18 protein-coding genes and 2 pseudogenes are annotated in these 21,241 nt (G+C 58.8%); 5 read left to right on the plus strand and 15 right to left on the minus strand.

Going from position 1 to position 21,241, the window contains the following annotated elements:
• Positions 1 to 45: 45 nt before the first annotated feature.
• Complete coding sequence (gene hppD, locus ACYZTY_RS12485) at positions 46 to 1,122, plus strand: 4-hydroxyphenylpyruvate dioxygenase (RefSeq protein WP_131058682.1); 1,077 nt, start codon at positions 46 to 48, stop codon at positions 1,120 to 1,122.
• Positions 1,123 to 1,262: 140 nt separating this feature from the next.
• On the opposite strand, the gene rarD is transcribed toward hppD, so the two are convergent.
• The 7 genes and pseudogenes from rarD to ACYZTY_RS12520 all read right to left on the minus strand — a co-directional run.
• Positions 1,263 to 2,150: an EamA family transporter RarD gene (gene rarD / locus ACYZTY_RS12490; RefSeq protein ID WP_461958739.1), complete on the minus strand. Its 888-nt coding sequence runs from the start codon at positions 2,148 to 2,150 to the stop codon at positions 1,263 to 1,265.
• Positions 2,151 to 2,260: 110 nt separating this feature from the next.
• Positions 2,261 to 3,214, minus strand: coding sequence for a D-2-hydroxyacid dehydrogenase family protein (locus tag ACYZTY_RS12495; RefSeq protein WP_461958740.1), 954 nt, complete (start codon positions 3,212 to 3,214; stop codon positions 2,261 to 2,263).
• Positions 3,215 to 3,227: 13 nt separating this feature from the next.
• Positions 3,228 to 4,253, minus strand: a complete 1,026-nt coding sequence (locus ACYZTY_RS12500) for an alpha/beta fold hydrolase (RefSeq protein ID WP_461958741.1) — start codon at positions 4,251 to 4,253, stop codon at positions 3,228 to 3,230.
• Between the two features lie 85 nt (positions 4,254 to 4,338).
• Positions 4,339 to 4,773: a YqaA family protein gene (locus tag ACYZTY_RS12505; protein ID WP_461958742.1), complete on the minus strand. Its 435-nt coding sequence runs from the start codon at positions 4,771 to 4,773 to the stop codon at positions 4,339 to 4,341.
• Entirely contained in the window at positions 4,773 to 5,219 is a 447-nt protein-coding gene (locus ACYZTY_RS12510) for a DUF411 domain-containing protein (protein ID WP_403097981.1), read from the minus strand. The genes ACYZTY_RS12505 and ACYZTY_RS12510 overlap by 1 nt, the downstream gene beginning before the upstream one ends.
• 213 nt (positions 5,220 to 5,432) lie before the next feature.
• Positions 5,433 to 5,957: pseudogene (locus tag ACYZTY_RS12515) on the minus strand (methyl-accepting chemotaxis protein); the annotation flags it as partial.
• 384 nt (positions 5,958 to 6,341) lie between these two features.
• A pseudogene (locus ACYZTY_RS12520) lies at positions 6,342 to 7,424 on the minus strand (cache domain-containing protein); the annotation flags it as partial.
• 389 nt (positions 7,425 to 7,813) lie between these two features.
• On the opposite strand from ACYZTY_RS12520, the gene ACYZTY_RS12525 reads away from it, so the two are divergent.
• Positions 7,814 to 8,347, plus strand: a complete 534-nt coding sequence (locus ACYZTY_RS12525) for a hypothetical protein (RefSeq protein ID WP_461958743.1) — start codon at positions 7,814 to 7,816, stop codon at positions 8,345 to 8,347.
• Positions 8,348 to 8,393: 46 nt separating this feature from the next.
• Here ACYZTY_RS12525 and ACYZTY_RS12530 read toward each other — a convergent pair whose 3' ends face one another.
• Positions 8,394 to 9,389, minus strand: a complete 996-nt coding sequence (locus ACYZTY_RS12530; RefSeq protein ID WP_461958744.1) for an aldo/keto reductase — start codon at positions 9,387 to 9,389, stop codon at positions 8,394 to 8,396.
• 117 nt (positions 9,390 to 9,506) lie between these two features.
• Between ACYZTY_RS12530 and ACYZTY_RS12535 the strand changes: the two genes are divergently transcribed.
• On the plus strand, positions 9,507 to 10,433 hold the full coding sequence (locus tag ACYZTY_RS12535) for a LysR family transcriptional regulator (protein ID WP_461958745.1): 927 nt from the start codon (positions 9,507 to 9,509) through the stop codon (positions 10,431 to 10,433).
• On the opposite strand, the gene ACYZTY_RS12540 is transcribed toward ACYZTY_RS12535, so the two are convergent.
• From ACYZTY_RS12540 to ACYZTY_RS12565, 6 genes are all read right to left on the minus strand, one after another.
• Positions 10,422 to 11,357, minus strand: coding sequence for a GNAT family N-acetyltransferase (locus ACYZTY_RS12540; protein WP_461958746.1), 936 nt, complete (start codon positions 11,355 to 11,357; stop codon positions 10,422 to 10,424). The genes ACYZTY_RS12535 and ACYZTY_RS12540 overlap by 12 nt on opposite strands.
• Complete coding sequence (locus ACYZTY_RS12545) at positions 11,357 to 12,646, minus strand: phenylacetate--CoA ligase family protein (protein WP_461958747.1); 1,290 nt, start codon at positions 12,644 to 12,646, stop codon at positions 11,357 to 11,359. Before ACYZTY_RS12545 ends, ACYZTY_RS12540 begins: the two co-directional genes overlap by 1 nt.
• Positions 12,647 to 12,698: 52 nt before the next feature.
• A complete protein-coding gene (locus tag ACYZTY_RS12550; protein WP_461958748.1) occupies positions 12,699 to 15,101 on the minus strand; it encodes an aldehyde dehydrogenase family protein in 2,403 nt (800 codons plus the stop codon).
• Between the two features lies 1 nt (position 15,102).
• Positions 15,103 to 16,233, minus strand: a complete 1,131-nt coding sequence (locus ACYZTY_RS12555) for a LuxE/PaaK family acyltransferase (RefSeq protein ID WP_461958749.1) — start codon at positions 16,231 to 16,233, stop codon at positions 15,103 to 15,105.
• 20 nt (positions 16,234 to 16,253) lie between these two features.
• Positions 16,254 to 17,495 carry an MFS transporter gene (locus tag ACYZTY_RS12560; protein WP_461958750.1) on the minus strand — a complete coding sequence of 414 codons (1,242 nt, stop codon included), beginning with the start codon at positions 17,493 to 17,495 and terminating at the stop codon, positions 16,254 to 16,256.
• 275 nt (positions 17,496 to 17,770) lie between these two features.
• Positions 17,771 to 17,908 (minus strand): hypothetical protein, encoded by a 138-nt coding sequence (locus ACYZTY_RS12565; RefSeq protein WP_165557409.1) that lies wholly within the window; start codon positions 17,906 to 17,908, stop codon positions 17,771 to 17,773.
• A gap of 157 nt (positions 17,909 to 18,065) precedes the next feature.
• On the opposite strand from ACYZTY_RS12565, the gene ACYZTY_RS12570 reads away from it, so the two are divergent.
• Positions 18,066 to 18,254, plus strand: coding sequence for a hypothetical protein (locus ACYZTY_RS12570; RefSeq protein ID WP_130907255.1), 189 nt, complete (start codon positions 18,066 to 18,068; stop codon positions 18,252 to 18,254).
• Positions 18,255 to 18,274: 20 nt separating this feature from the next.
• Here ACYZTY_RS12570 and ACYZTY_RS12575 read toward each other — a convergent pair whose 3' ends face one another.
• Positions 18,275 to 18,646 (minus strand): fe2+ zn2+ uptake regulation protein, encoded by a 372-nt coding sequence (locus ACYZTY_RS12575; protein ID WP_461958751.1) that lies wholly within the window; start codon positions 18,644 to 18,646, stop codon positions 18,275 to 18,277.
• Between the two features lie 244 nt (positions 18,647 to 18,890).
• Here ACYZTY_RS12575 and pvdQ point away from each other — a divergent pair, with 244 nt between their 5' ends.
• The gene (gene pvdQ, locus ACYZTY_RS12580) at positions 18,891 to 21,236 is read left to right on the plus strand and encodes a bifunctional acylase PvdQ (RefSeq protein WP_461958752.1); all 2,346 of its coding nucleotides are present in this window, start codon (positions 18,891 to 18,893) and stop codon (positions 21,234 to 21,236) included.
• Positions 21,237 to 21,241 lie beyond the last annotated feature (5 nt).

The raw sequence follows: 21,241 nt of genomic DNA on the forward strand, positions 1-21,241 counted from the left end.
AGCAACTAACGATCCGTTAATTCTAAAAAATGATGAGGCGCCAAAATGGCAGATTTATACGAAAACCCAATGGGCCTGATGGGCTTTGAATTCATCGAGCTCGCCTCGCCGACCCCGAACACCCTGGAGCCGATCTTCGAGATCATGGGCTTCACCAAGGTCGCGACCCACCGCTCCAAAGACGTGCACCTGTATCGCCAGGGCCAGATCAACCTGATCCTCAACAACGAACCGCACAGCGTCGCTTCATATTTCGCGGCCGAGCACGGCCCGTCGGTGTGCGGGATGGCGTTCCGCGTCAAGGATTCGCAGCTGGCTTACAAGCGTGCGCTGGAAATCGGCGCCCAGCCGATCCACATCGAAACCGGCCCGATGGAACTGAACCTGCCAGCGATCAAAGGCATCGGCGGCGCGCCGCTGTACCTGATCGACCGTTTCGGCGAAGGCAGCTCGATCTACGACATCGACTTCGTGTTCATCGAAGGTGTGGACCGTAACCCGGTCGGCGCCGGTCTGAAAATCATCGACCACCTGACCCACAACGTATATCGCGGTCGCATGGCTTATTGGGCCAACTTCTACGAGAAGCTGTTCAACTTCCGCGAGATCCGTTACTTCGACATCAAAGGCGAATACACCGGCCTGACCTCCAAGGCCATGACCGCGCCGGACGGCATGATCCGAATCCCGTTGAACGAAGAATCGTCCAAGGGCGCCGGGCAGATCGAAGAATTCCTGATGCAGTTCAACGGTGAAGGGATCCAGCACGTGGCCTTTCTCAGCGATGACCTGATCAAGACCTGGGATCACCTGAAAAGCATCGGCATGCGCTTCATGACTGCACCACCGCAAACCTACTACGAAATGCTGGAAGGCCGTTTGCCGAACCACGGCGAGCCGGTCGATCAGCTGCAATCGCGGGGGATCCTGCTGGACGGTTCGTCCGAGTCGGGCGACAAGCGCCTGCTGCTGCAGATCTTCTCGGAAACCCTGATGGGCCCGGTATTCTTCGAATTCATCCAGCGTAAAGGCGACGATGGTTTCGGCGAAGGCAACTTCAAGGCGCTGTTCGAATCGATTGAGCGTGATCAGGTTCGTCGTGGCGTACTCGCCACAGAATAAGCCGCTTCAGATGTAAGAAAGCCCGGTCAGCAGCAATGCTGACCGGGTTTTTTTGGACTATGCAAAACCAATGTAGGAGCGAGGCTTGCCCGCGAAGCTTTTAGCGTCTTCATCGGCCCCTTCGCGGGCAAGCCTCGCTCCTACATTGATTTGCGTCGTTGCCGCATCAGGTGTTTGAACCCTTCAAACACCAGCACCACCACCGCCAGCCAGATCGGAATATAAGTCAACCATTCCCCGGGCTTGATGCTTTCCCCAAGCAGCAACGCAACGCCCAGCAACAACACCGGTTCTACATAACTCAACAGCCCGAACAGACTGAACGGCAACAACCGGCTGGCGATGATGTAGACGACCAGCGCCGACGCACTGATCACCCCGAGCATCGGGATCAGCAGCGACAACCACGGATGCTGATCAAACACGCCGAAACCCTGTTCACCACTCTGTACGAACCAGAACGCCACCGGCAGCGTCAATGCCATGTCCAGCCATAAACCGCCCAGGTTGTCGGCGGCCAGACGCTTGCGCAGGATGAAATACAGGGGATAGCCGATGCAGACCAGCAAGGTGGCCCAGGAAAAACCACCAACCTGATACACCTCGTTGATCACGCCGAGGCAGGCCAGCACCACAGCAATTTTTTGCAAATAGGAGAGGCGCTCGCCATAGGCGATCCGCCCGGTCAGCACCATGGTCAGTGGCAACAGGAAATACCCGAGAGAGACATCCAGGCTATAGCCGTTGAGTGGTGCCCACATGAACAGCCAAAGCTGTACACCGAGCAGGGCCGAAGAGGCGACCAGGCCTGCCATCAATTTCCGATTGCCAGCGATGCGCTGAAAAATTTCGAGCACACGCTTCCATTCGCCGGAGACCACCATGAACACGGTCATGCACGGCACGGTCAGCAGCATGCGCCAGCCGAAAATCTCCACGCCGCTCAAGGGCGTGAGCAACGAGGTGTAGTAATACATGACGGCAAACAGCACCGAGGCCGAGACCGATAAAGCGATACCTTTAGACAAACTGCCCTCGCGAGGTTGGACGTGAAACGGGCGCAGAGGATACGTGGTTTTCGCTTTCAGTATTGACTAACCGATCAACATCGATCGAGTGCGAGAGCGGCGCTGCAGTCTTAGTTCAGAAGCCGAATCGGCTCACCGGCCGACCACGCTTGAATGACCTCGATCATCTGCGAGAAGAACTGATGGTAGTTCTGTTGACTGACATACCCGACATGGGGCGTCGCCAACACATTGTCCAGCGTTCTGAACGGATGATTCACCGGCAAAGGCTCGACGTCGAACACATCCAGTGCAGCTCCCGCCAGCCGATTCTTCTGCAATGCCTTGATCAGCGCGGCCTCATCGACAATTGGTCCACGGGCGGTATTGACCAGCAGCGCCGATGGTTTCATCCAGCTTAGCGCCTGGGCGTCGACCAATCCCCGGCTGCGATCACTGAGTACCAAGTGGACCGACAGTACATCGGCCTGCTCGAACAACTCCTGCTTGCTGACATAAGTCACGCCCACTTCGGCAGCACGTTCGGCGGTGAGGTTTTCGCTCCAGGCGATCACCCGCATCCCGAATACTTGGCCGAACTGCGCGACACGTTGGCCGATGCTGCCAAGGCCGAGGATCGCCAGCGTCTTGCCGTGCAAGTCGCCGCCCAGGCCTTGCTGCCATTTCCCCGCGCGCAAGGCATTGGCTTCGACCACGAGATTGCGGGTCGCGGCCATGATCAGCGCCCAGGTCAGTTCCGGAGCGGCGTGTTTGTAGCTGTCGGTGCCACTGACCTGAATGCCCAATGCTGCAGCGGCCTTGAGGTCCAGCGCGGCATTGCGCATGCCGCCGGTGACCAGCAGCTTGAGTTTCGGTAACTGACGCAGCAGTTCTTCATCGAACCGGGTGCGCTCGCGCATCACGCAGATCACCTCGAATTTGCCCAGACGCTCAACCAGGGTTTCGTTGTCGGCAGGGTAGTCGTGGAGAAAACTCACCTCGCCGAGACTGTCCAGCACTGACCAGTCGACTACGTCACGGGCTACGTCCTGCCAATCATCGATCACCGCAATCTGCACAGCCATCAGCCTTACCTCATCAACGCACGGGATTGGTTTTGTTCAGCCAGTCGAGCAATGCCTGGTGGAATTTCGCCGGCTCTTCCATCTGCGGCGCGTGGCCCATACCGGGGAATTCAACCAGTGTGGACTGGGGAATCAGTTTTGCCACTTGCTTGCCGAGCACGTCGTAGTGACCGAGCTTCGCCTTGACCTCCGGGGAGGCAATGTCACTGCCGATGGCCGTGGTGTCGGACGTGCCGATCAGCAACAGCGTCGGCATCTTCAGGTCCTTGAATTCGTAGTACACCGGTTGGGTGAAGATCATGTCGTAGATCAGCGCCGAGTTCCATGCCACTTGCGTGTGCCCGGGGCCTTTATTCAGGCCGGCAAGCATATCGACCCAGCGATCGAATTCAGGCTTCCAGCGGCCACCGTAGTAGGTGTTGCGTTCGTAAGTGCGGATGCCGTCGGCGCTGAGTTTGATTTCGCGCTCGTACCATTGATCGACGGTGCGATACGGCACGCCGAGGGCCTTCCAGTCCTCCAGGCCAATGGGATTGACCAGCGCCAGTTGCTCGACCTGATCGGGGTATTGCAGCGCATATCGCGTGGCGAGCATGCCGCCGGTGGAATGCCCGAGGAGGCTGGCCTTCTGGATGCCGAGGGCTTTGAGCAGTTGCTGGGTATTGGTCGCCAACTGCTGGAACGTGTACTGATAGTTGTCCGGTTTACTGGAGGTGCAGAAACCAATCTGGTCCGGCGCAATGACCCGGTATCCGGCTTCGCTCAGGGCTTTGATCGAACTGTCCCAGGTGGCGCCGCAGAAGTTTTTGCCGTGCATCAACACCACGCTGCGCCCGTTGGCCTTGCCATGGGCGGCGACGTCCATGTAACCCATCTGCAGGGATTTGCCCTGGGATTCGAACGCGAAGTGTTTGACCGTGTAGGGATACTCGAACCCTTGCAGTTCCGGCCCGTACTCCGGGCCTTCAGCGTGAGCCAGAACCGGCAATGCCGCTGTCAGAAACAGGCCGGGCAACCAGCGCAGAAGAGCAAAGGACATGGGCGGACTCCGTTGGAAAACAGCCGATGCTGGATCGGCATGATTAGGGCGACATTAAACACAGGCAATCGCCGCACCTGATCGTTCAACCGATCCAGCCAAGTGTGGCCAGGGCCAGCACACCGTATCGAGCGCCCTTGGCGAGGGTCACGATCAGCAGGAACCGCCCAAGCGGCTCGCGCATGACCCCGGCCACCAGCGTCAGCGGGTCACCGATGATCGGCACCCAGCTCAGCAGCAATGACCAGTGACCATAACGTTGATAGTGTTTTCGGGCGTGTTCCAGATGGCGCGGGCTGACCGGAAACCAGCGTCGGTCGCGAAACCGTTCGATGCGAAGGCCGAGCCACCAATTCACCACTGAGCCAAGGACATTGCCCAGTGTCGCGACGGCCAGCAGCAACCAAAGCCAATACTGCCCGTTGAGCAACAGGCCCACGAGCACCGCTTCGGACTGCAACGGCAGCAAGGTCGCGGCACCGAATGCTGCGAAGAAAAGCCCGATGTAAGCACCGCCCATCAATGGGCAGGGTAGTCCGCCACCACCACATCAGTGCCGTCCTTTTTCAGGCCGATCACTTGATAGGCATCGCTCATGCCGTCCATTTCCATGCCGGGCGAGCCCATGGGCATGCCCGGTGCCGCAACACCCAGCAGGTCATCGCGTTTGCTCAAGGCCAGGACTTGATCCGCCGGAACATGGCCTTCGACGAATTTGCCGTTGATGAGGCCGGTGTGACAGGACGCCAGGCGCGGAGGCACGCCGTGCTGTTGCTTGAATTCGCTCATGTTGGATTCGACGTGGTCCTCGACCTTGAAGCCGTTGGCCTCGAGGTGGCTGATCCATTTTTTGCAGCAACCGCAGTTGGCGTCACGGTGGACTTCGATCGGGATCAGGTCGGCGGCCTGGGCCAGGGAGGAAATAAAAAGGGCGCTCAGGGCGACCAGACGCAGGTGGGTTCGCATGGGGATCTCGTCTCGGGGTGGCGGCCAAAAAAGATGCATTTTGACCGTTTTCTGCCGAGAAGAGATACGAGGTTGTTTCGAAGTAATACAAGTACGCCAAGCTGTTGTGGCGAGGGAGCTTGCTCCCGCTGGGCTGCGCAGCAGCCCCAAAAGCGACGACTGCTTCGCAGCCGAACGGGAGCAAGCTCCCTCACCACGGGAGTTGCGCCAAAATCAACGCACCTTGAACCGTCCCATGATCGTGCTGACGCGCGCGTTGGCGTGCAGCAATTGCTGGGTGTTGAGTTCGCTGGCCTGACCGCTTTTCACCAGCTCATCCACCATGTGGCGGATCTGCACCATGCTGCGGTTGATCTCTTCGGTCACCGCGCTTTGCTGCTCGGCGGCGGTGGCGATCTGCGTGCTCAGGCTGTTGATGTGGCTGACCGAACCGGCCATTTCATCCAGCCCCGTGTTGACCCGCGCCGTGGCATCGGCGGCGGACTGGCAACTGGCCTGGGTATTTTCCATGGCGCTCACTGACGAACTCACGCCCTGAGTCAGACGCTTGAGCATTTCATTGATTTGCGAAGTGCTGGCCTGCGTGCGGGCGGCGAGGGCGCGGACTTCATCGGCGACCACCGCGAAACCGCGACCTTGCTCACCGGCCCTGGCTGCTTCAATCGCGGCGTTGAGCGCCAGCAAGTTGGTCTGGCCGGCAATGGCACCAATCACCCCGAGAATCTCGGTGATGCGCTGCGCATCCTCCTGCATGCTTTCGACTTTATGAGTGGCGCTCGCCACTTCGTCGATCAAGGCGATCACGCTGCTGGACGCTTCGCCGACGACGACACGCGAACGGTCGGCGTTTTCGTTGGCACGCTGGGTGAAGGCTGCGGTTTCTGCGGCGTTCTGCGCGACGCTTTCGGCGGTTGAACTCATCTCGGTGATCGCCGTGACCGTTTGATCGGTTTCAGAGGCATGACGCACCAGAATCTGACTGGTGTGGGCGGAGGTGCGTTGCAGGTTATCGAGGCTGGACGCCATGGCGCCGGTGGCCTGGGTGACTTCGCCGATCATGTTCTGCAAGTAGACGATGAAGGCGTTGACCGAGTGCCCGATTGCGCCCAGTTCATCTTCGGCACGGATGGTGATGCGCTTGGTCAAGTCGGCATCACCAGCGGACAGGGCGTCGATATTGGCCTTCAGAATTCTCAAGCGCTGGACCAGTTGGCGAATCGCGTAGATCTGCAGCAACACCAGCAGGATCACCATCGGGATTTGCAGCAGGCTCAAGGTACTGAGTACATCGTCGCGCTGGGCGGTGATCAGCTTGGTCGGCAGGGCGGTGGCGAGGAACCACGGCGTGCCTTCGATCGGGCGCATGAAGAAGGTGCTGGCTTCACCGTTGTTATCGAACTCGCCCCGCTGCGACTGATCACGGTTTTGCAGGCCGGCCTTCACTTGGCTGGCGAAGGGCGAGTTGCTGGCGAGTTCACTGATGTTCTTCAGCACGATCGGCCCGCTGATCCGCGAGCTGTTGCTGATGATCTTGCCGTCGGCCTCGACGATCAGCATTTCTGCGCCGAGGTCTTTTTCCTTGCGCGCGATCAGATCGTTGAAGAAGCCCAGGGTCACGTCGATGGTCGAGACGCCATACGCCGCGCCATTTTTCTGAATGGCCATGGCGCAGTTGGTCCGCGGCTCGGCGCTGGCGTCATCTTTATAGGCAGCTGCCCAGGCGCATTGGCCGCGCGGGGTTTGCATGCCGCCCTTGTACCAGGTCTGGTCGTAATAGTTGGGGGCGGCGTCACTGTTCCAGAACGTATTGACCGCCAGCTTGCCCGAGGCGTCGCGGTGCCAGAAGGTGCTGAATTTGTTGCGTCCGGCCTCACGCTGGCCGGGCAACGGCCAGATCCCGCCACCGAACACTTTCAACTCGCCATACTGATCGACCAGGCCTGGCAGCACCGTGTCGATGGCGGCGCTGTCGAGCAACGGGATGGTCTGGGTGATGCTGCGCTGTTGCGCCTGAACCTTGTTCAGTTCGCCCTGGATTTGTTCGGCCACTTCGGCGATGCGGTTGAGGGCCACTTGTTCTTCCGTGTGGCGAAGTTTAGGCGCGACCAACTGGCTGATGCCAACCACTGTCAGGACGAACAACAGCAGGATGAACAGGACCAGAAACAGCGTGTAGCGAGCCTGGATGGTGCGGAATGCGGGCATGGGACCGGTCCTTGTGCAGCGTTTTTATTGTGGTTTTCGATCGAAAGATCGGCGCTTCGAAGGGCTATCGGCCCGCAACAGGCGAGCTTTAGGTACGGGCGTGCAAGAATGGGCGGAGTGACGGATGGTCAGGCCTCGAACGGTGTCAATGTCGATACACATGCACTGTTTAGTACGCATTACGAGTCGGATTAGTTGGCTAGACCCATAGTGAAAAGTTGGTATAGACCAATGAATAAAGGCACTTGGTGCTTTGTATCTCAAATGTACGAAAATTGTAAAAACTGGAAATAGTTGTAGGTATGGCTAGTTGCCACGCCGATACTTGCGCGCTCTGAATTTTAATTAAACAAGGAGTTTTTTATGGTCACACAGTCGGGAGTGCAGTCATGACTATCGGCTATGCCGGGGCTTGGACGTCCAAGGCAGGTTTACTGGTTCAGGATACGGGCAGCGGCAAGCCCATAAAGCAAAGCGCCAGGATCAAGCAGATGCTGGCATTGGTGGGGACCAATCCAAACGCGCTGAGCACGGCGAAAATGGATGCAATGAAAATCCACCGAAACGTAAAAGGTTTCGACCCGGAAAATGTCTCCGCCAAACAACTGGGCAACCTCAGTGCCTTCCTTAGAGGTAAAGGCCTGATTTCCGATACTACGTGGATGACGTTAATGAATGCCGGTGACAAGTTTGACCGGTTCGGGGTTCAGAATGACCCGGATGCAAAATTCAATGCGCTGGAGTATTTCGCCACGCAACTGGACACCATCCAGAACAACAGTATCAGGGGCGACAAGTACGCCACTGACCTGATCCCGGAATACAAGACGGCGATCTATGTATTGCAGAACTTGCAGACTTACGGCAAGGGCAATGGGACGACGGTGCCTCCTACCGATGGTGGCGTCAGCTCCAAGGCCTGACGCTCGGAAGTGCTGGCCCACTCAGACCGGGTGGGCCAGGCGTCGGTTACTGGTCAAGCAACTTCATCACTTCCTCTGGATAGCGCAAGCCTGCGGTGGCATTGGCCGGGAAGATCGCTTCCAGCGCGTGCAATTCGTCGCGGCTGAGCTTCACCTCCAGTGCGGCGACATTCTCCTCAAGGTATTTACGCTGTTTGGTCCCTGGAATCGGGATCAGGTAGTCACCCTGCGCCAGCACCCAGGCCAACGCCAGTTGGCCCGCCGTCACACCTTTGTCGGCTGCCAAAGCCTGTACTTGCTGCACCAGCAACAGGTTTTTCGCGAAATTTCCCCCTTGAAAGCGCGGACTGAAGCGACGGTAATCATCGGCGGCGAAGTCATCCGGGCTTGTCAGTGCTCCCGTCAGAAAGCCGCGACCCAATGGGCTGTAAGGGACAAAGGCAATGCCCAGGCGCTGACACGCGGCAAGGCAACCGTTCTCTTCCTGATCGCGGCTCCACAGCGAATACTCACTTTGCAGGGCGCTGATCGGATGAACCTTGTGCGCCCGCTCCAGGGTAGCCACTGACGCCTCACTCAACCCCAGGTAACGCACTTTGCCGGCCTTCACCAACTCGGCCATGGCGCCGACGGTTTCCTCGATGGCCACCTGCGGATCGATCCGGTGCTGGTAATACAAATCCAGGGTTTCAACGCCCAGGCGTTTAAGCGTGCCGTCGATCGACGCGCGAATGTAGTCCGGTCGGCCGTTGACGCCCCGTGCGTCGGGGTTGGACGGATCGCGGACGATGCCGAACTTGCTGGCCAGGAATACCTGCTCGCGCTTGCCGACAATCGCCTTGCCGATCAGCTCTTCGTTGGTGTGCGGGCCGTACATGTCAGCGGTGTCGAGCAGGTTGATCCCCAGTTCCAGCGCCCGATGCAGGGTGGCGGTGGCTTCTCGGGTATCGACACCGGTCGTGTAGAAATCGGTCATCCCCATGCAGCCCAGACCGATGGCAGAAACCTGCGGGCCGTTTTTGCCCAATTGACGTGTTTGCATGAAATCAACTCCCTGTGGTGTAAGCCCCTAGTGTTGACCTCGACAGAAACAAGATAAACCGGCTAAAACTGCTATCACTGTTTGCAATTTCTAAATAATCAACCGGATCACCTGACAATGGACCGTTTTAACGCCATGCGCGTATTCACCCGAATCGTCGAGCTGGGCGGCTTCGCCAAAGCGGCGGACAGCCTGCAGTTGCCCCGCGCGTCGGTGAGCATACTGATCAAGCAACTGGAGGCGCATCTTGGCGTGCAACTGCTGCAACGGACCACGCGGCAGATCAGCCTGACCCTCGATGGTGCCGCCTATTACCCCCGTTGCGTGCGATTGCTGGCCGATCTGGAGGAAACCGAATCGGTGTTTTCCGCCGCCCATCACAATCCCAAAGGCCTGCTGCGAGTGGACATGCCGTCCGGGATCGGGCGCTTGATCGTGATTCCGGCCTTGCCGCAATTCACCCGTCGTTATCCATTGATCGAATTGGATATCGGTTTGAATGACCGACCTGTCGACCTGATCCGTGAGGGTGTCGATTGTGTGTTGCGCGGTGGTTCGGCGCTGGATGATTCGCTGGTAGCGCGGCCGCTGGTCATGCTGGACCAGGTGACCTGCGCCAGCCCTGAGTACTTGCAACGCCAAGGTTCACCTCAACATCTGGCCGACCTTGAAGGCCATCTGATGGTCGAGTATTTCTCCAGCACCACCGGCAAGCGTTACGGGCTGGAGTTCGTGGTCGACGGCCAACTCCAGCTGATCGACCTGCCCAAGCACGTATCGGTCAACAGTGCCGACGGTTATCTGGCCGCTTGTGAGGCAGGCTACGGTCTGATTCAGACACCTTACTACCACGTTGCCCGCCAACTGAATGAAGGGCGTTTGTGCGAAGTATTGAAAACGACGCCACCCCCCGGGATGCCATTGACGGCGCTCTATCCCCCACACCGCCAGTTGTCCCGGCGGGTGAGGGTGTTTGTCGACTGGCTCGTGGAGCTTTGCGCGCAGCCGGGCAATGACTTTCACAGAAAAGACTCAGGCGGCTGAGCGTGCGCTGCCCAGTGATTCGATGTTGCGCTGCAAGTCGTCGTGCAACTGTTGCATGTAGGGGCAATGCAGGTTGAGGTGCCTTGGCTGCGCACCTCGATGAAACAGGGCGAACCATCCATGACTGCCGGGCTTGGGCATCAACCCGGTGAAGGTGAAACCAAGCCGCGTCAAGCTGTGCAGGTCCTCGGCAAAGTGCTGCGACAGCGCCAGTTGGGTCGAGATCATCCAATGACCGGGTAACTGCCGGATCTGTTCGAGCAGGCGTTTGGTCAGGCGGTGAATGACTATGTCAAAACGGTGATGGTGTTGCGTGATCCGTAAGGGCATCGCAGGTGGTGTTGTCGTTTCCGGATGCGTCCCGAACAGCGAACACAGGTGCTGCATAAACCCCCGGTAACGCTCGGGCCAGGGAATGTCGGGGAGCGGGCGCGCGTGGCCTTCGACCAGGTGGCAGCCCATCACGATGGTTTCCGGGTGCGGTTCGGCGAACGGCGAAGGAACGTAGTCGGGAAGCACTCCCGTGCTGTGGAAGCCAATGTTTGCGGCCATGCGTTGTGTGTAGGGGTGGTGGGTCACTTGTTTGATCAAGACGCTTGTGAAACCCAGCGGCCCTGCCTGCAGCAGCAACTCCCGGCCCAGCCGGGTCGCGATACTGTGCCCCTGCGCAGCGGGATGCACCACGCTGAGGGCCAGTTCGGCGGTCTGCGGGGACGCTTCATGGCACAGCGCTGCATGCCCGAGAACCCGCACGTCGTCCACCGCCAGCATGGATTTCCAGCGGCCGTCGGCAATGTGCTGGCTGATCATGTTTGGCAGGTAAACATCCGGTTGAACGTAATGATCGCCATAGACCTCGCGAAACAACTGGCTCACGGCGCGGGCGTCGCAAGGGCGGTAGCGTCGAAAAATCAGATGAGACATCACGCAGTCTCCGGCGATGGCGCGTCATAGGTGCGCAAGTCCAGGACCCGCATCTGCTTGCCCGAACGAGGATGAAGTTTCAGTTCGGTGACGGTGCAGGACAGCACTCGCAACTCCAGCAGCCCTTCGCGATTCAGGTGCTCGAGCGCGGGGTAGTGGGCCACAAGCGCTTCATACAGCGCTTGGCATAGCGGGGCGGTGGCCACGGTTTTAGCGTCAGGCACCCATTTCACGCTCACGATGTCCTTGTAGCCGTCATGTTCGATGCGCAATTGCCATTGGTCAGTGTCAGCAATGCGCTGGACGATCTGCTGCATTTCGTCGATCAACAACGACATCGCCCCCACTCGAACCCGTTGACTATGGGCACTACGTCCCTTCAGAGCGAATTTGCGCATCGGGGATGTTTCAGGTTCACGCCAGCAGGCGCGGTCACCCACCGGATAACGCAGCAGTGGCATGAGCCGGCGTGTCAGGTTGGTCACCACCAACAATCCGGTGCGGTCGCATTCGTTGATGACTTCACCGCTGAGCTCATCGACGATTTCCAACAGGGTCTGGGGTTCAAACACCCGATGCTCGCCCAGAGCGCAGTCGCGGCTGGTCGCCCCGATCAGGCCGGCATCGACGCTGGCATAGCCGATCGAGGCTATTCGCACGTTGGGAAAAACCTGGGTGAGGATTGCCAGTTGCGGACCGAACAGGCTTTCGCCGCCGTAGAGCAAGGTATCAACCCCGCACAACACCCGTTGATGCTGAGTCAGGTACGCCGCAAAGCGTAATAGCTGAGCCGGTACGCCGACCAGTACGTTGATCCGGTGCTGATCAATCGCATCGGCCAGGACGTCCATGCTGACTTCGCCGGTAAATGGAAACTCACAAATAGACCGTTTGACGTGCGCGAGCGAGTCGTGGATGAACAGAAAACTGGCGTAAAGATCGCCGGAAAAGAACAGGTTGGCGACCCTGTCGCCGTTCTCCAGTTGAGAGGAGACACTGTCTCCAAAGGTACTGACAAGGGCCTGCCACTCGCTGGTCGAGTAAACCGTCAGTTTGCCGTGGCTGGTCGATCCGCCGGTTTTAAACACCAGCGCGTCATCGACATTGCCGGTCAGCACAGGCCAATGATTCAGGTCGTTACTGTCAGCCCAATAGTCGGCCACGTTGGTCAGCGGCAGGTCTTTTAAAGTAATACCCGCTGCCGGTAAGTGGCTCAGGTGTGTGCGGTAAAAGTTTGAGTGTTGCCTTATGTAAGGCACGAGTTGTTCAAGCGAATAAGTTGTTTTCACTGTGTTCTCTTTTTTATCAGGCAAGTTGATAGTTGAAAGACAAACGAGCTGTTTATTTTCTGTTGTCGATCACCAAAGGTGTTTTTCCGCTGTGTTTGTTTCTGGTGAACCCGGATTCAGCACACTCATGAACTTCCACTGTTAAAAGCGCAGCGTTCACGGCATTGGCCAGTGCTTCATGGGTCAATAACGTTTCATAAACCTTTTCGCCCGCAAGGCTCGCTAAAACCTTCAGCCGTTCCCTGCCATCGGGGGCGTGGTCCAGGACCAGTTGAACAGGCATTCCGACGCAATCCTGCAGCGCTAACGGTGAGATGAATTCCGTGCCCATGCGTATCAGCTTGCCGTGGCGCTGCAGCAATTCGAATCGCGGAGAGTCGAGTCCGCAAGGGCAGGCTCCGGATATCCAGCGCCCGGTGTCGCCAACGTCATACCGGCGCACGGCCTGACCTTGTCGGGCCCGGGAGGTGAACAGCAGTCGGCCGATCTCATTGGCTTGCACTGGCACATCGTGTTCGAGATGGACGATTTCCAGATGCTGGGTATCGCACATCAAATGAAAGACGCCGTCCGCCGTTGCCGTGCAGGCATGCCCGAGCGGGCCGGCGTCGACCGAGCCATAGATCGCCGAGCGGATCGTCGAGACCCCGCAGCTTTCCATCAGGCGCAGGCTGGCTTGGCCCGGGTGCTCACCGCCGAGGAACACTTTGCCGATGCCGGCGTACGCGCGAATTCGGCTTTGCTCGTTGAAAAACAGGCGATGCAACGTACTTGGCATGCCGATCAACACGGTGACGCGGTGATCAACGATCATCTGGGCAATTTCGCTGAAGTCATCATGCTGTGGCGCGCCCATGGGGAAGTGCGTAACGCCCATCTGTTCCAGGACCTTGGTGAAGCTGGAGAAACCTCCATACAGGCTGCCGCCGTAAAACAGGTTCATCACCCGATCCGTTGACGGGTCAAGGCCGGCGGCAAACATCCCGTCAGCCGCGGCGCGCATCTGTCGTTGAAAGTCGAGATAGCTGAACCCGGCGAGGGCAGGCGTGCCGCTGCTTCCCCCGGAGCGGAAATACAGCTGTGCCATGGCGTTGATCGGCTGGGTCATAAACGCGTTTTTGTCCATGATCGGTTCATGACCTGTGTCGGGCGCGGCGGTGAGCGCATCAAGCGTTGCCCGCCCAGGCACTGCCTCCGGCGCCAGACTCACCGAGAGGCGGCGACTGAAGCGTGACAGCGCGTAGACGCCGTCGTGAGGCTCGCCGGGGTAGCCGTCATGAATCAATCCGCACGGCGCGATACGCGTGACGCCGGCGTTGACCAGCGTCCGCACCAGCCCAGGCGTCTCTGCCGGAGCGCAAATCAACGCACAGCTTTGCAGGACCGTGCGCCAAGGCAATAGCGTCTCGGCGATCAAGTGTTGTGGCACGGGTTTGAGCAGCAGCGTACGAAACAGCGGTGAGGGCGCGAGGGTTTGGTGGTGGTCCCAAATGACTCGCCATCCGGGGCCGGCCCAGACCTGGCCGGTCTGGTTCGCAAAGCAATGTTCCAGCTTCGCCATGGCGGTGCGGGTGGTGATCTCCGACGCTTCCTGGTCTGTCGGTATCAGCGCTGGCCAGTGTGAAGCGCGGCGTGTGAAGGATTCAGCCAGGTGTTCACCCACGTCCAGCAAAACTGCCGGATCGCTGCTGTCCACCAACAGCCATTGCGGGCTGGAACACGCTTGCTGATCGAGGCTGCACACCTCATCCACCAACGCATCCAGCGCTGAAGGACTCGCCGCGTCGGGCGACAGGTAAGCGAAACTGATCCTGTGGCCCCATTCGATCCAGCGACACCCGGCCGGGATCTGCTGACGAATCGCCATGAGTGCCTTTTCACCGCCCCAGGCGGCAACGCCATCGGCGTGCATGCAGAGTTGCGCTATCTGAGCAGTGCCGACCGGCAGCACCGCAATGAAATCAGCTAGCATGCCGCTGGTGTCGCAGTGCACCAGCGCCGCGAGTAAGCGTGCGGTCAATCCTTCATCGCTGGAGCTGGGGCGCAGCCAGTTGATGTTGCCGGCCAGCAGGCTTTCCAGGACCGCACAGAACGCCAGCATCGGCGCATTGCCCGGCGTCACATGCACCACCAGCCCCAATGGGTGCCAGCTTTCAAAACACGCTTGCCGGTAATCGATTCGCCGCAGCGATCGCGGTTGTACACCCAGTTCTCGCTCAAGTTTGGAACGCAGGTTGCTGCGCTGGCAGAAGTCGACAAGCCCCGATTGTTGATCGTTGTCGAGGCGCACATCGAGCCTGCCAGCCTGCAATTGCAGGATGAATCGGGCCGCTGCGTCGATCACGGTGTCGCTGTCGATCGGTGTGTTCAGCAGTCGCGGCAGTTGTGGGTGCAGCTCCTCGAGCGCTGCTTCGAGGGTGATGTCGTCACGCAGTTCGCCATTGATCAGGTACATATCAGATCCCTCCAATCAGTTCAGACGCGGCCATTGCGCAGCTTCGGCTGGCCGTGGTGCCGGCACGTCCATGCAGTTCAAACCAGTCGGTCTTCAAGCCGCACCCGCAGTTTGCACCGGGGTGCAATGTCGCCAGATCCCCCATGACCACGGCATGCGCAGGGCTGGACGAAATGTAGGGCGACACGAACTCCAGCAAGCCGCGCCGGCCGTAGGGCTGGACGCTGAAATCGGATGGATTGCGCACGAAGACCTTCGAATAAACCGGCACATGAAAATGCTGGTGAGCACACTGGATGTAAGGCACGGCATGCTCGACAGCGCCGTAGCCGTCCCGGCAGCGGGACAGGTCGATGCCCAGTTGGCGGTTGATCCGTTCATACAATTGCGCCAAAGGAATCTCCTGCGCCGCCTGGGTTTTCCAGCCGCCACCGAGAAATACCAGTGACTCGGCCGGTAGCTTCAGATCCGCTACGCCGGTGTCTTCCATGTGCTGCAACGCGTGGGAAAGGAAGGCCGGGAAGCCGAGAATGCGCACCGGCAGACCTTCTTCCGCAAACGCCTGCAGGGCATGGATCACCCCAAACAGATCGAACTCATGTCCGGTGCCAGTCAGGCGCAATCCGTAGGCGATACGGTTGACCGGCGCATAGCTGCACAGAAACTGGTCGGTGTAGGCGGTGCCCAAAGTGATCGCAGCCTTGGGTTCATAGCTCAGGAGCAAGTAATTGCAGGGGCTGTCCGGCGTGTCCCAGCCGTAATGGCGAAAAATGTGGCTCACCATGCCTTGGGCCGCGGCCATGCTGCGTTGGTCGTACCGCAGGCGACTTTTCTGGCCACTGGTGCCGGACGAGGTCAGCTCCAGCGCGCCTTCGCCCGTGGGACCGAACAACAAGTGGCGTTTGAAATAATTGGCGAAAATCGGCGGCAGTCTTGACCAGTCATCCAGTGTTTCCAGGTCCTGTGCTTCAAGACCGTTGCCGTTGAGCCAGCGCTCATAGCCAGGCGTGTGGTGACAGTGGAACAGGCTGATTTCCGCCATCGCCCGGTCGAACAGGCCTTCAGGCACGGAATCCAGGCAATAGGGTTGCGTTAACGCGCAAAGCGCATCGGTGTGGGGTAAATGGATCATCAAAGGACCTATCGGGTGGGTCAGGCAGCAAGCGAGAGGTGGGAGCGCCGCAAAAACAGGCGCAAGGGCAGCAGGCACGTGAGCCCTGCAATGCCCGCCATCAGGGCGAAGGATTCGTGGCTGTCACCGGCGCCGGCCGCCGCGATCAGCGAGCCGCCGCCGCCCATGACGGCGATTGAAATCATGCCGATCATGGCCGACACCAGACCTTTGCTGTCGTCGCTTGAAAACAGCGCGAGCCGATACAGCGCGGCATTGCTCATGCCCAGGCCGACGGCGTAAAGCGCCAGGACGCTGATCAGCAAGGGTGTCGGCGCGCCGTAGAAACCGATGACAAGCAAGCCGATAAGCCCGCCGCAAAACGGCCACAGCGCGTATCGAATCAGTTGTGGCAGCTCAGTGTTGGCAATCAATCTGTTGAGTATCAGATTGCCGAGAATGACCGCCGCAAACACCGGGATTTGCCACAGGCCATAGTGCAGGGGTGAAAGTCCCTGATTGTGGATCAGCAGGAGCGGCGCCAGTCCGATCCAGGCAATCAGGGGCAGGCTCATGACCCCCAGCGCAACAGAGGCGCTGAGGAATCGCGGGTTGCCGAGCAACGCAGCATAACGGCGTAGGGTGCCGCGCCATTCAAACGGCACCGCGGTCAGTCGCTGGCCGTCATGGCGCAAGGTGCCCACGGTTTCTGGCATGAACACGTAAAGCCCGAGCCAGACCAGCATGCCGCCGATGCCCAGCAGCAAAAACAGCTCCCGCCAGGAGAGCCATTCCAGCAACAGGCTACCGAGCAACGGCCCCAGCAGCGGAGAGAGCAGCGCAACGTTCCCCAGCAATGCCATGATCTTTACCGCATCGGCTTCGCAGAACACTTCTTGCAAGGCCGGATAACTGACTGCGATGACAAATCCCAAGCCCATGCCCTGAATCAGCCGCAAGCCATTGAACGCATAGATGCTGGTCACGCTGAACGCTGCGGCACAGGCCAGGGCGAATAGCGCACAACCGATGAGCAACATCGGCCGGCGACCGAAGTGATCCGACAGCGGACCCATCAGCCATTGCAGGAGAATGCCGCCCGCCAGATAGAGATTGAAGGCGTAGGGAACATGACGCGCACTGGCATTCAGTTCATCGGTGACGGTCAACATGGCGGGCATGATCATGTCGCTCGCCATATAAGTCAGAAGTTCAAACAGCGTAATTGCCAGGCAGAAGCCGAACACATGACAGGCGCTGATGTTTATTAGAGGTTTGTGCATGGCATCCCTGTTCTTTTTCCTGAAGTTAAATAACGGGTCTTATTACGATGCGCCACGATAATCAAACGAGTATGAATACCTCAAGCAGACTATTAAGACTGAAAGCTTCAATAGTTTTCGCCAGGTTTCGATGCAGGGCGGGAAGAAAAACAGGAGTGAGTGCACGTACGAAAATGCCCGCGACAGGGCGGGCATTTGTTCTTCAGTGATCGGTTAAGTTTCTTTTTCTTACGAGTGGATGTTCAATTAATTACGCTATATGAAACGTTCAACCGTTATCGATGTTGATAATAACCCGGTCCACCGCGATCGTAATGATGGTCGCCGTGCCAGCCGCCGTGGGGGAAAACGATGCAGCCGCTCAAGGTCAGCAGAGCGAGCAGGGGAATCAGCAGTGTGATTCGACGGAACATTTGAAAATCCTCATGGTTATCGCCGCAATAAAGCCAAATCTCTTCATCGGCTGTAACATGAGACCCCGTTTGCAGCGTCCCATTCCCGCACAAAGGTAGGGGGTTGGCATGCTTTCAGATACAAACCGGATACATTTTTCAGGTTCAGGAACTCGTAATGACTCAGTCGCAACGTTTGAAATACTCGATTTTGATCTCCCTGGTGGTGTTGGGGATCATGTTCGGCCTTTCGTATCTGCAAAACACAGGCGTCATCAGCGAGAAGCTGTTTCAGTACATCGCCATCGGCGTGGCGGTGGTCGTAGTGGTGATTAATGGCGTGATGCGTCGTAAGGTCAAGCCTTGAACGACGCACCTGGGAGCTGATCAGTCGCGATGAAGCATGGCTACAGCGTCTGGATGCAGGCTGTAGCTTTTGTCCGCATTGAGCGTGATCACGCCTTCGCTGCACAAGCGTTTCAACACTTCTCGCACACTGAGAAAGGACAGGGGAATATCCAGGTCCAGCAAATGGCTGTGCACGCCGCGCACGCCCAGGCTGCGCTCGCTTTCGGCGGCGGTCAGCAAGGCGTCGATGACTTTGAGGCGAATCAGGCTGGTTCGCAGGCCAAAGCTTTTGAGCAGCAATCTGATCCGCTCGTTGCCAGTGCGCTCGCCCCGTTGGCTGAAAACACCGGAGCCCATCGCTGAGCCCTTTGGCGCGTGACTACCGTCCGTTGGCAGTTGCGAGTTGTACATGCAAAAACTCCTTTTCCGAGCCGGCCAGGAAATGTGATGGGTGCTCTCATTCAATAAGACGTATGAGCACGGCAAATAATGAAGGTTCGAATGTAGAAAATTCGTCACCGTCACGTCACAGGCCTGTGAGATGGCCGGATAAAGCGCCTTTGCGGGCCTAAATTTTTGTCGTGGGTTTCGTTCCTAGGGGATGGCGCGGTGCGTGTTTGACGCAGGGTGTATGTCTTTTCGATCAGGAGCGAGCGTGATTATTTCCAGGCAGTTAACCAGGTTGAGCCTTGCCGGCATGTTGGTGGGGCTGAGTCTTGCGGCAAACGCACGCAGTACGCCCGAGCAGGCGAGCGCCGACATTCGCCGCACCAGTTTCGGTGTGCCGCATATTCGTGCCGCAGACGAGCGTGGGCTCGGTTATGGCATCGGTTACGCCTACGCGCAGGACAACCTGTGCCTGCTGGCCAACGAGATTGTCACCGTCAATGGTGAACGTTCGCGCTATTTCGGCCCGGATCAGATGACGGTCGAGGAGCGCGAGAACCAGGTTAGCGACCTGTTCTTCACCTGGCTCAATACCCCTGAAGCCGTTGCCGGATTCTGGAAGGCGCAAACCCCGCAAGTGCGTGATCTGGTCGAAGGTTATGTCGCGGGGTACAACCGCTCGCTGACCGAACGTCGTGCGCAGGGTTTACCGCAGCAGTGTCAGGGCGAATGGGTACGGGACATCACCTCGCAGGACCTGGTCAAGTTGACCCGCCGTCTGCTGGTCGAAGGCGGAGTAGGGCAGTTCGCCGAAGCACTGGCCGGCGCCACTCCACCACAAGCCGTTGCTCAAGTGGCCGGCGACGTATCGTCATTCCAGGTGGCGGACTCGCGCATGCAGCGCTTTGCCCTGGATCGCGGCAGCAACGCGGTGGCGGTCGGCAGCGAGCGTTCGTTCAATGGCCGCGGGATGTTGCTCGCCAACCCGCATTTTCCGTGGATTGGCGGGATGCGCTTCTATCAGATGCACCTGACCATTCCCGGCAAGCTGGATGTGATGGGCGCGGCGCTGCCGGGCCTGCCGATGATCAACATCGGCTTCAACCAGCACCTGGCGTGGACCCACACCGTGGACACGTCCAAGCACTTCACTCTGTATCGCCTGCAACTTGATCCCAAGGATCCGACCCGCTATCTGCTCGACGGAAAGTCGCTGCCGATGAACAAGCAGACCGTGACGGTGATCGTCAAACAGCCCGATGGCCAGACCCGGGCGGTGTCCCGTGTGGTCTACAGTTCGCAATTCGGCCCTATCGTGCAATGGCCCGGCAAACTCGACTGGGACAAGCAGTACGCTTACAGCTTGCGCGATGCCAACCTGGAAAACGACCGGGTATTGCAGCAGTGGTACGCCATGAATCAGGCCACCAGCCTCAAGGATTTGCAGGCCTCGGTGCACAAGCTTCAGGGCATCCCGTGGGTCAACACCCTCGCGGTGGATAATCAGGGGCAGACGCTGTACATGAACCTGTCGGTGGTGCCGAACGTCAGCGCCGACAAACTGGCCACGTGCAGCGACCCGCGCGCCGGGTTGCAGATGATCGTGCTCGACGGTTCCAGCAGCGCCTGTGCCTGGGACATCGACCCGAACGCGGCGCAAAAAGGTATTTATGCGGCGGACAAGTTGCCGCAACTGCTGCGCAAAGACTACGTGCAACACTCCAATGACTCGGCGTGGATGACCAACCCGGCGCAACCGCTCACCGGTTTCTCGCCCCTGATCAGTCAAGAAGGTCAGCCCCTGGGGCTGCGCTCGCGTTTCGCCCTGGACCGGTTGAGCACGCTAAGCAAGGCCGGCCCGGTTTCTGCGGCGGATTTGCAACGGATGGTGATGGACGATCAGGTGTACCAGGCCGGGCAAGTGATGCCGGACCTGCTACAGTTCTGCGCCGGCGATCTGGCCGCCGATGCCGCAACGCTCGCGCCGTTGTGTGCGAGCCTCAAAGCGTGGGACCGCAGCGCGAATCTGGACAGCGGGCTCGGGTTTGTACACTTCCAGAACGTCATGGAACCGTTGCAGCAAGTCCCGGACATTTGGCGAGTGGCATTTGACCCGAAAGATCCGCAACACACGCCGCGTGGCCTGGCGCTGGATAATCCTCAGGTCACCCAGGCGATTCGCGAGGCGATGCTGGCCTCGATGGAACAGGTCAAAAAACTGGGGCTGAAAGATGACAGCCGCTGGGGCGACATTCAGGTGGTCAGCAGCGGCGGCCAACAAACGCCGATCCACGGCGGGCCGGGCACGCTGGGCGTGTACAACGCCATCCAGAGTGTGCCGAGAACCGATGGCAAACTCGAAGTCGTCAGCGGCACCAGCTATTTGCAAGTGGTGACCTTTGATGACAAGGGGCCGCACGCTCAAGGTCTGCTGGCGTTCTCGTTGTCCAGCGACCCGACGTCGAAGTATTCCCGGGACCAGACCCTGGCGTTTTCAAAGAAGCAGCTGAGCCCGTTGCCGTTCACCGAGCAGCAGATCACCGAGGATCCGCAGTACCAGGCACAGACGATCCGCGAGCAGGATGAAAAAGCCGGGAAGGTAGCCGCTCAGTAAGAAGA

It is taken from the genome of Pseudomonas sp. LB1P83 (genome assembly GCF_054897885.1).

Coding starts and splice junctions, on each gene's coding strand:
- ACYZTY_RS12510 (WP_403097981.1), bottom strand. CDS start 5,219: ATGCGAACCCACCTGCGTCTGGTCGCCCTGAGCGCCCTTTTTATTTCC.
- ACYZTY_RS12495 (WP_461958740.1), bottom strand. CDS start 3,214: ATGGCTGTGCAGATTGCGGTGATCGATGATTGGCAGGACGTAGCCCGT.
- ACYZTY_RS12540 (WP_461958746.1), bottom strand. CDS start 11,357: ATGTCTCATCTGATTTTTCGACGCTACCGCCCTTGCGACGCCCGCGCC.
- ACYZTY_RS12500 (WP_461958741.1), bottom strand. CDS start 4,253: ATGTCCTTTGCTCTTCTGCGCTGGTTGCCCGGCCTGTTTCTGACAGCG.
- ACYZTY_RS12505 (WP_461958742.1), bottom strand. CDS start 4,773: ATGGGCGGTGCTTACATCGGGCTTTTCTTCGCAGCATTCGGTGCCGCG.
- hppD (WP_131058682.1), top strand. CDS start 46: ATGGCAGATTTATACGAAAACCCAATGGGCCTGATGGGCTTTGAATTC.
- ACYZTY_RS12525 (WP_461958743.1), top strand. CDS start 7,814: ATGACTATCGGCTATGCCGGGGCTTGGACGTCCAAGGCAGGTTTACTG.
- ACYZTY_RS12565 (WP_165557409.1), bottom strand. CDS start 17,908: ATGTTCCGTCGAATCACACTGCTGATTCCCCTGCTCGCTCTGCTGACC.
- ACYZTY_RS12555 (WP_461958749.1), bottom strand. CDS start 16,233: ATGATCCATTTACCCCACACCGATGCGCTTTGCGCGTTAACGCAACCC.
- ACYZTY_RS12570 (WP_130907255.1), top strand. CDS start 18,066: ATGACTCAGTCGCAACGTTTGAAATACTCGATTTTGATCTCCCTGGTG.
- ACYZTY_RS12530 (WP_461958744.1), bottom strand. CDS start 9,389: ATGCAAACACGTCAATTGGGCAAAAACGGCCCGCAGGTTTCTGCCATC.
- ACYZTY_RS12535 (WP_461958745.1), top strand. CDS start 9,507: ATGGACCGTTTTAACGCCATGCGCGTATTCACCCGAATCGTCGAGCTG.
- ACYZTY_RS12550 (WP_461958748.1), bottom strand. CDS start 15,101: ATGTACCTGATCAATGGCGAACTGCGTGACGACATCACCCTCGAAGCA.
- ACYZTY_RS12560 (WP_461958750.1), bottom strand. CDS start 17,495: ATGCACAAACCTCTAATAAACATCAGCGCCTGTCATGTGTTCGGCTTC.
- ACYZTY_RS12575 (WP_461958751.1), bottom strand. CDS start 18,646: ATGTACAACTCGCAACTGCCAACGGACGGTAGTCACGCGCCAAAGGGC.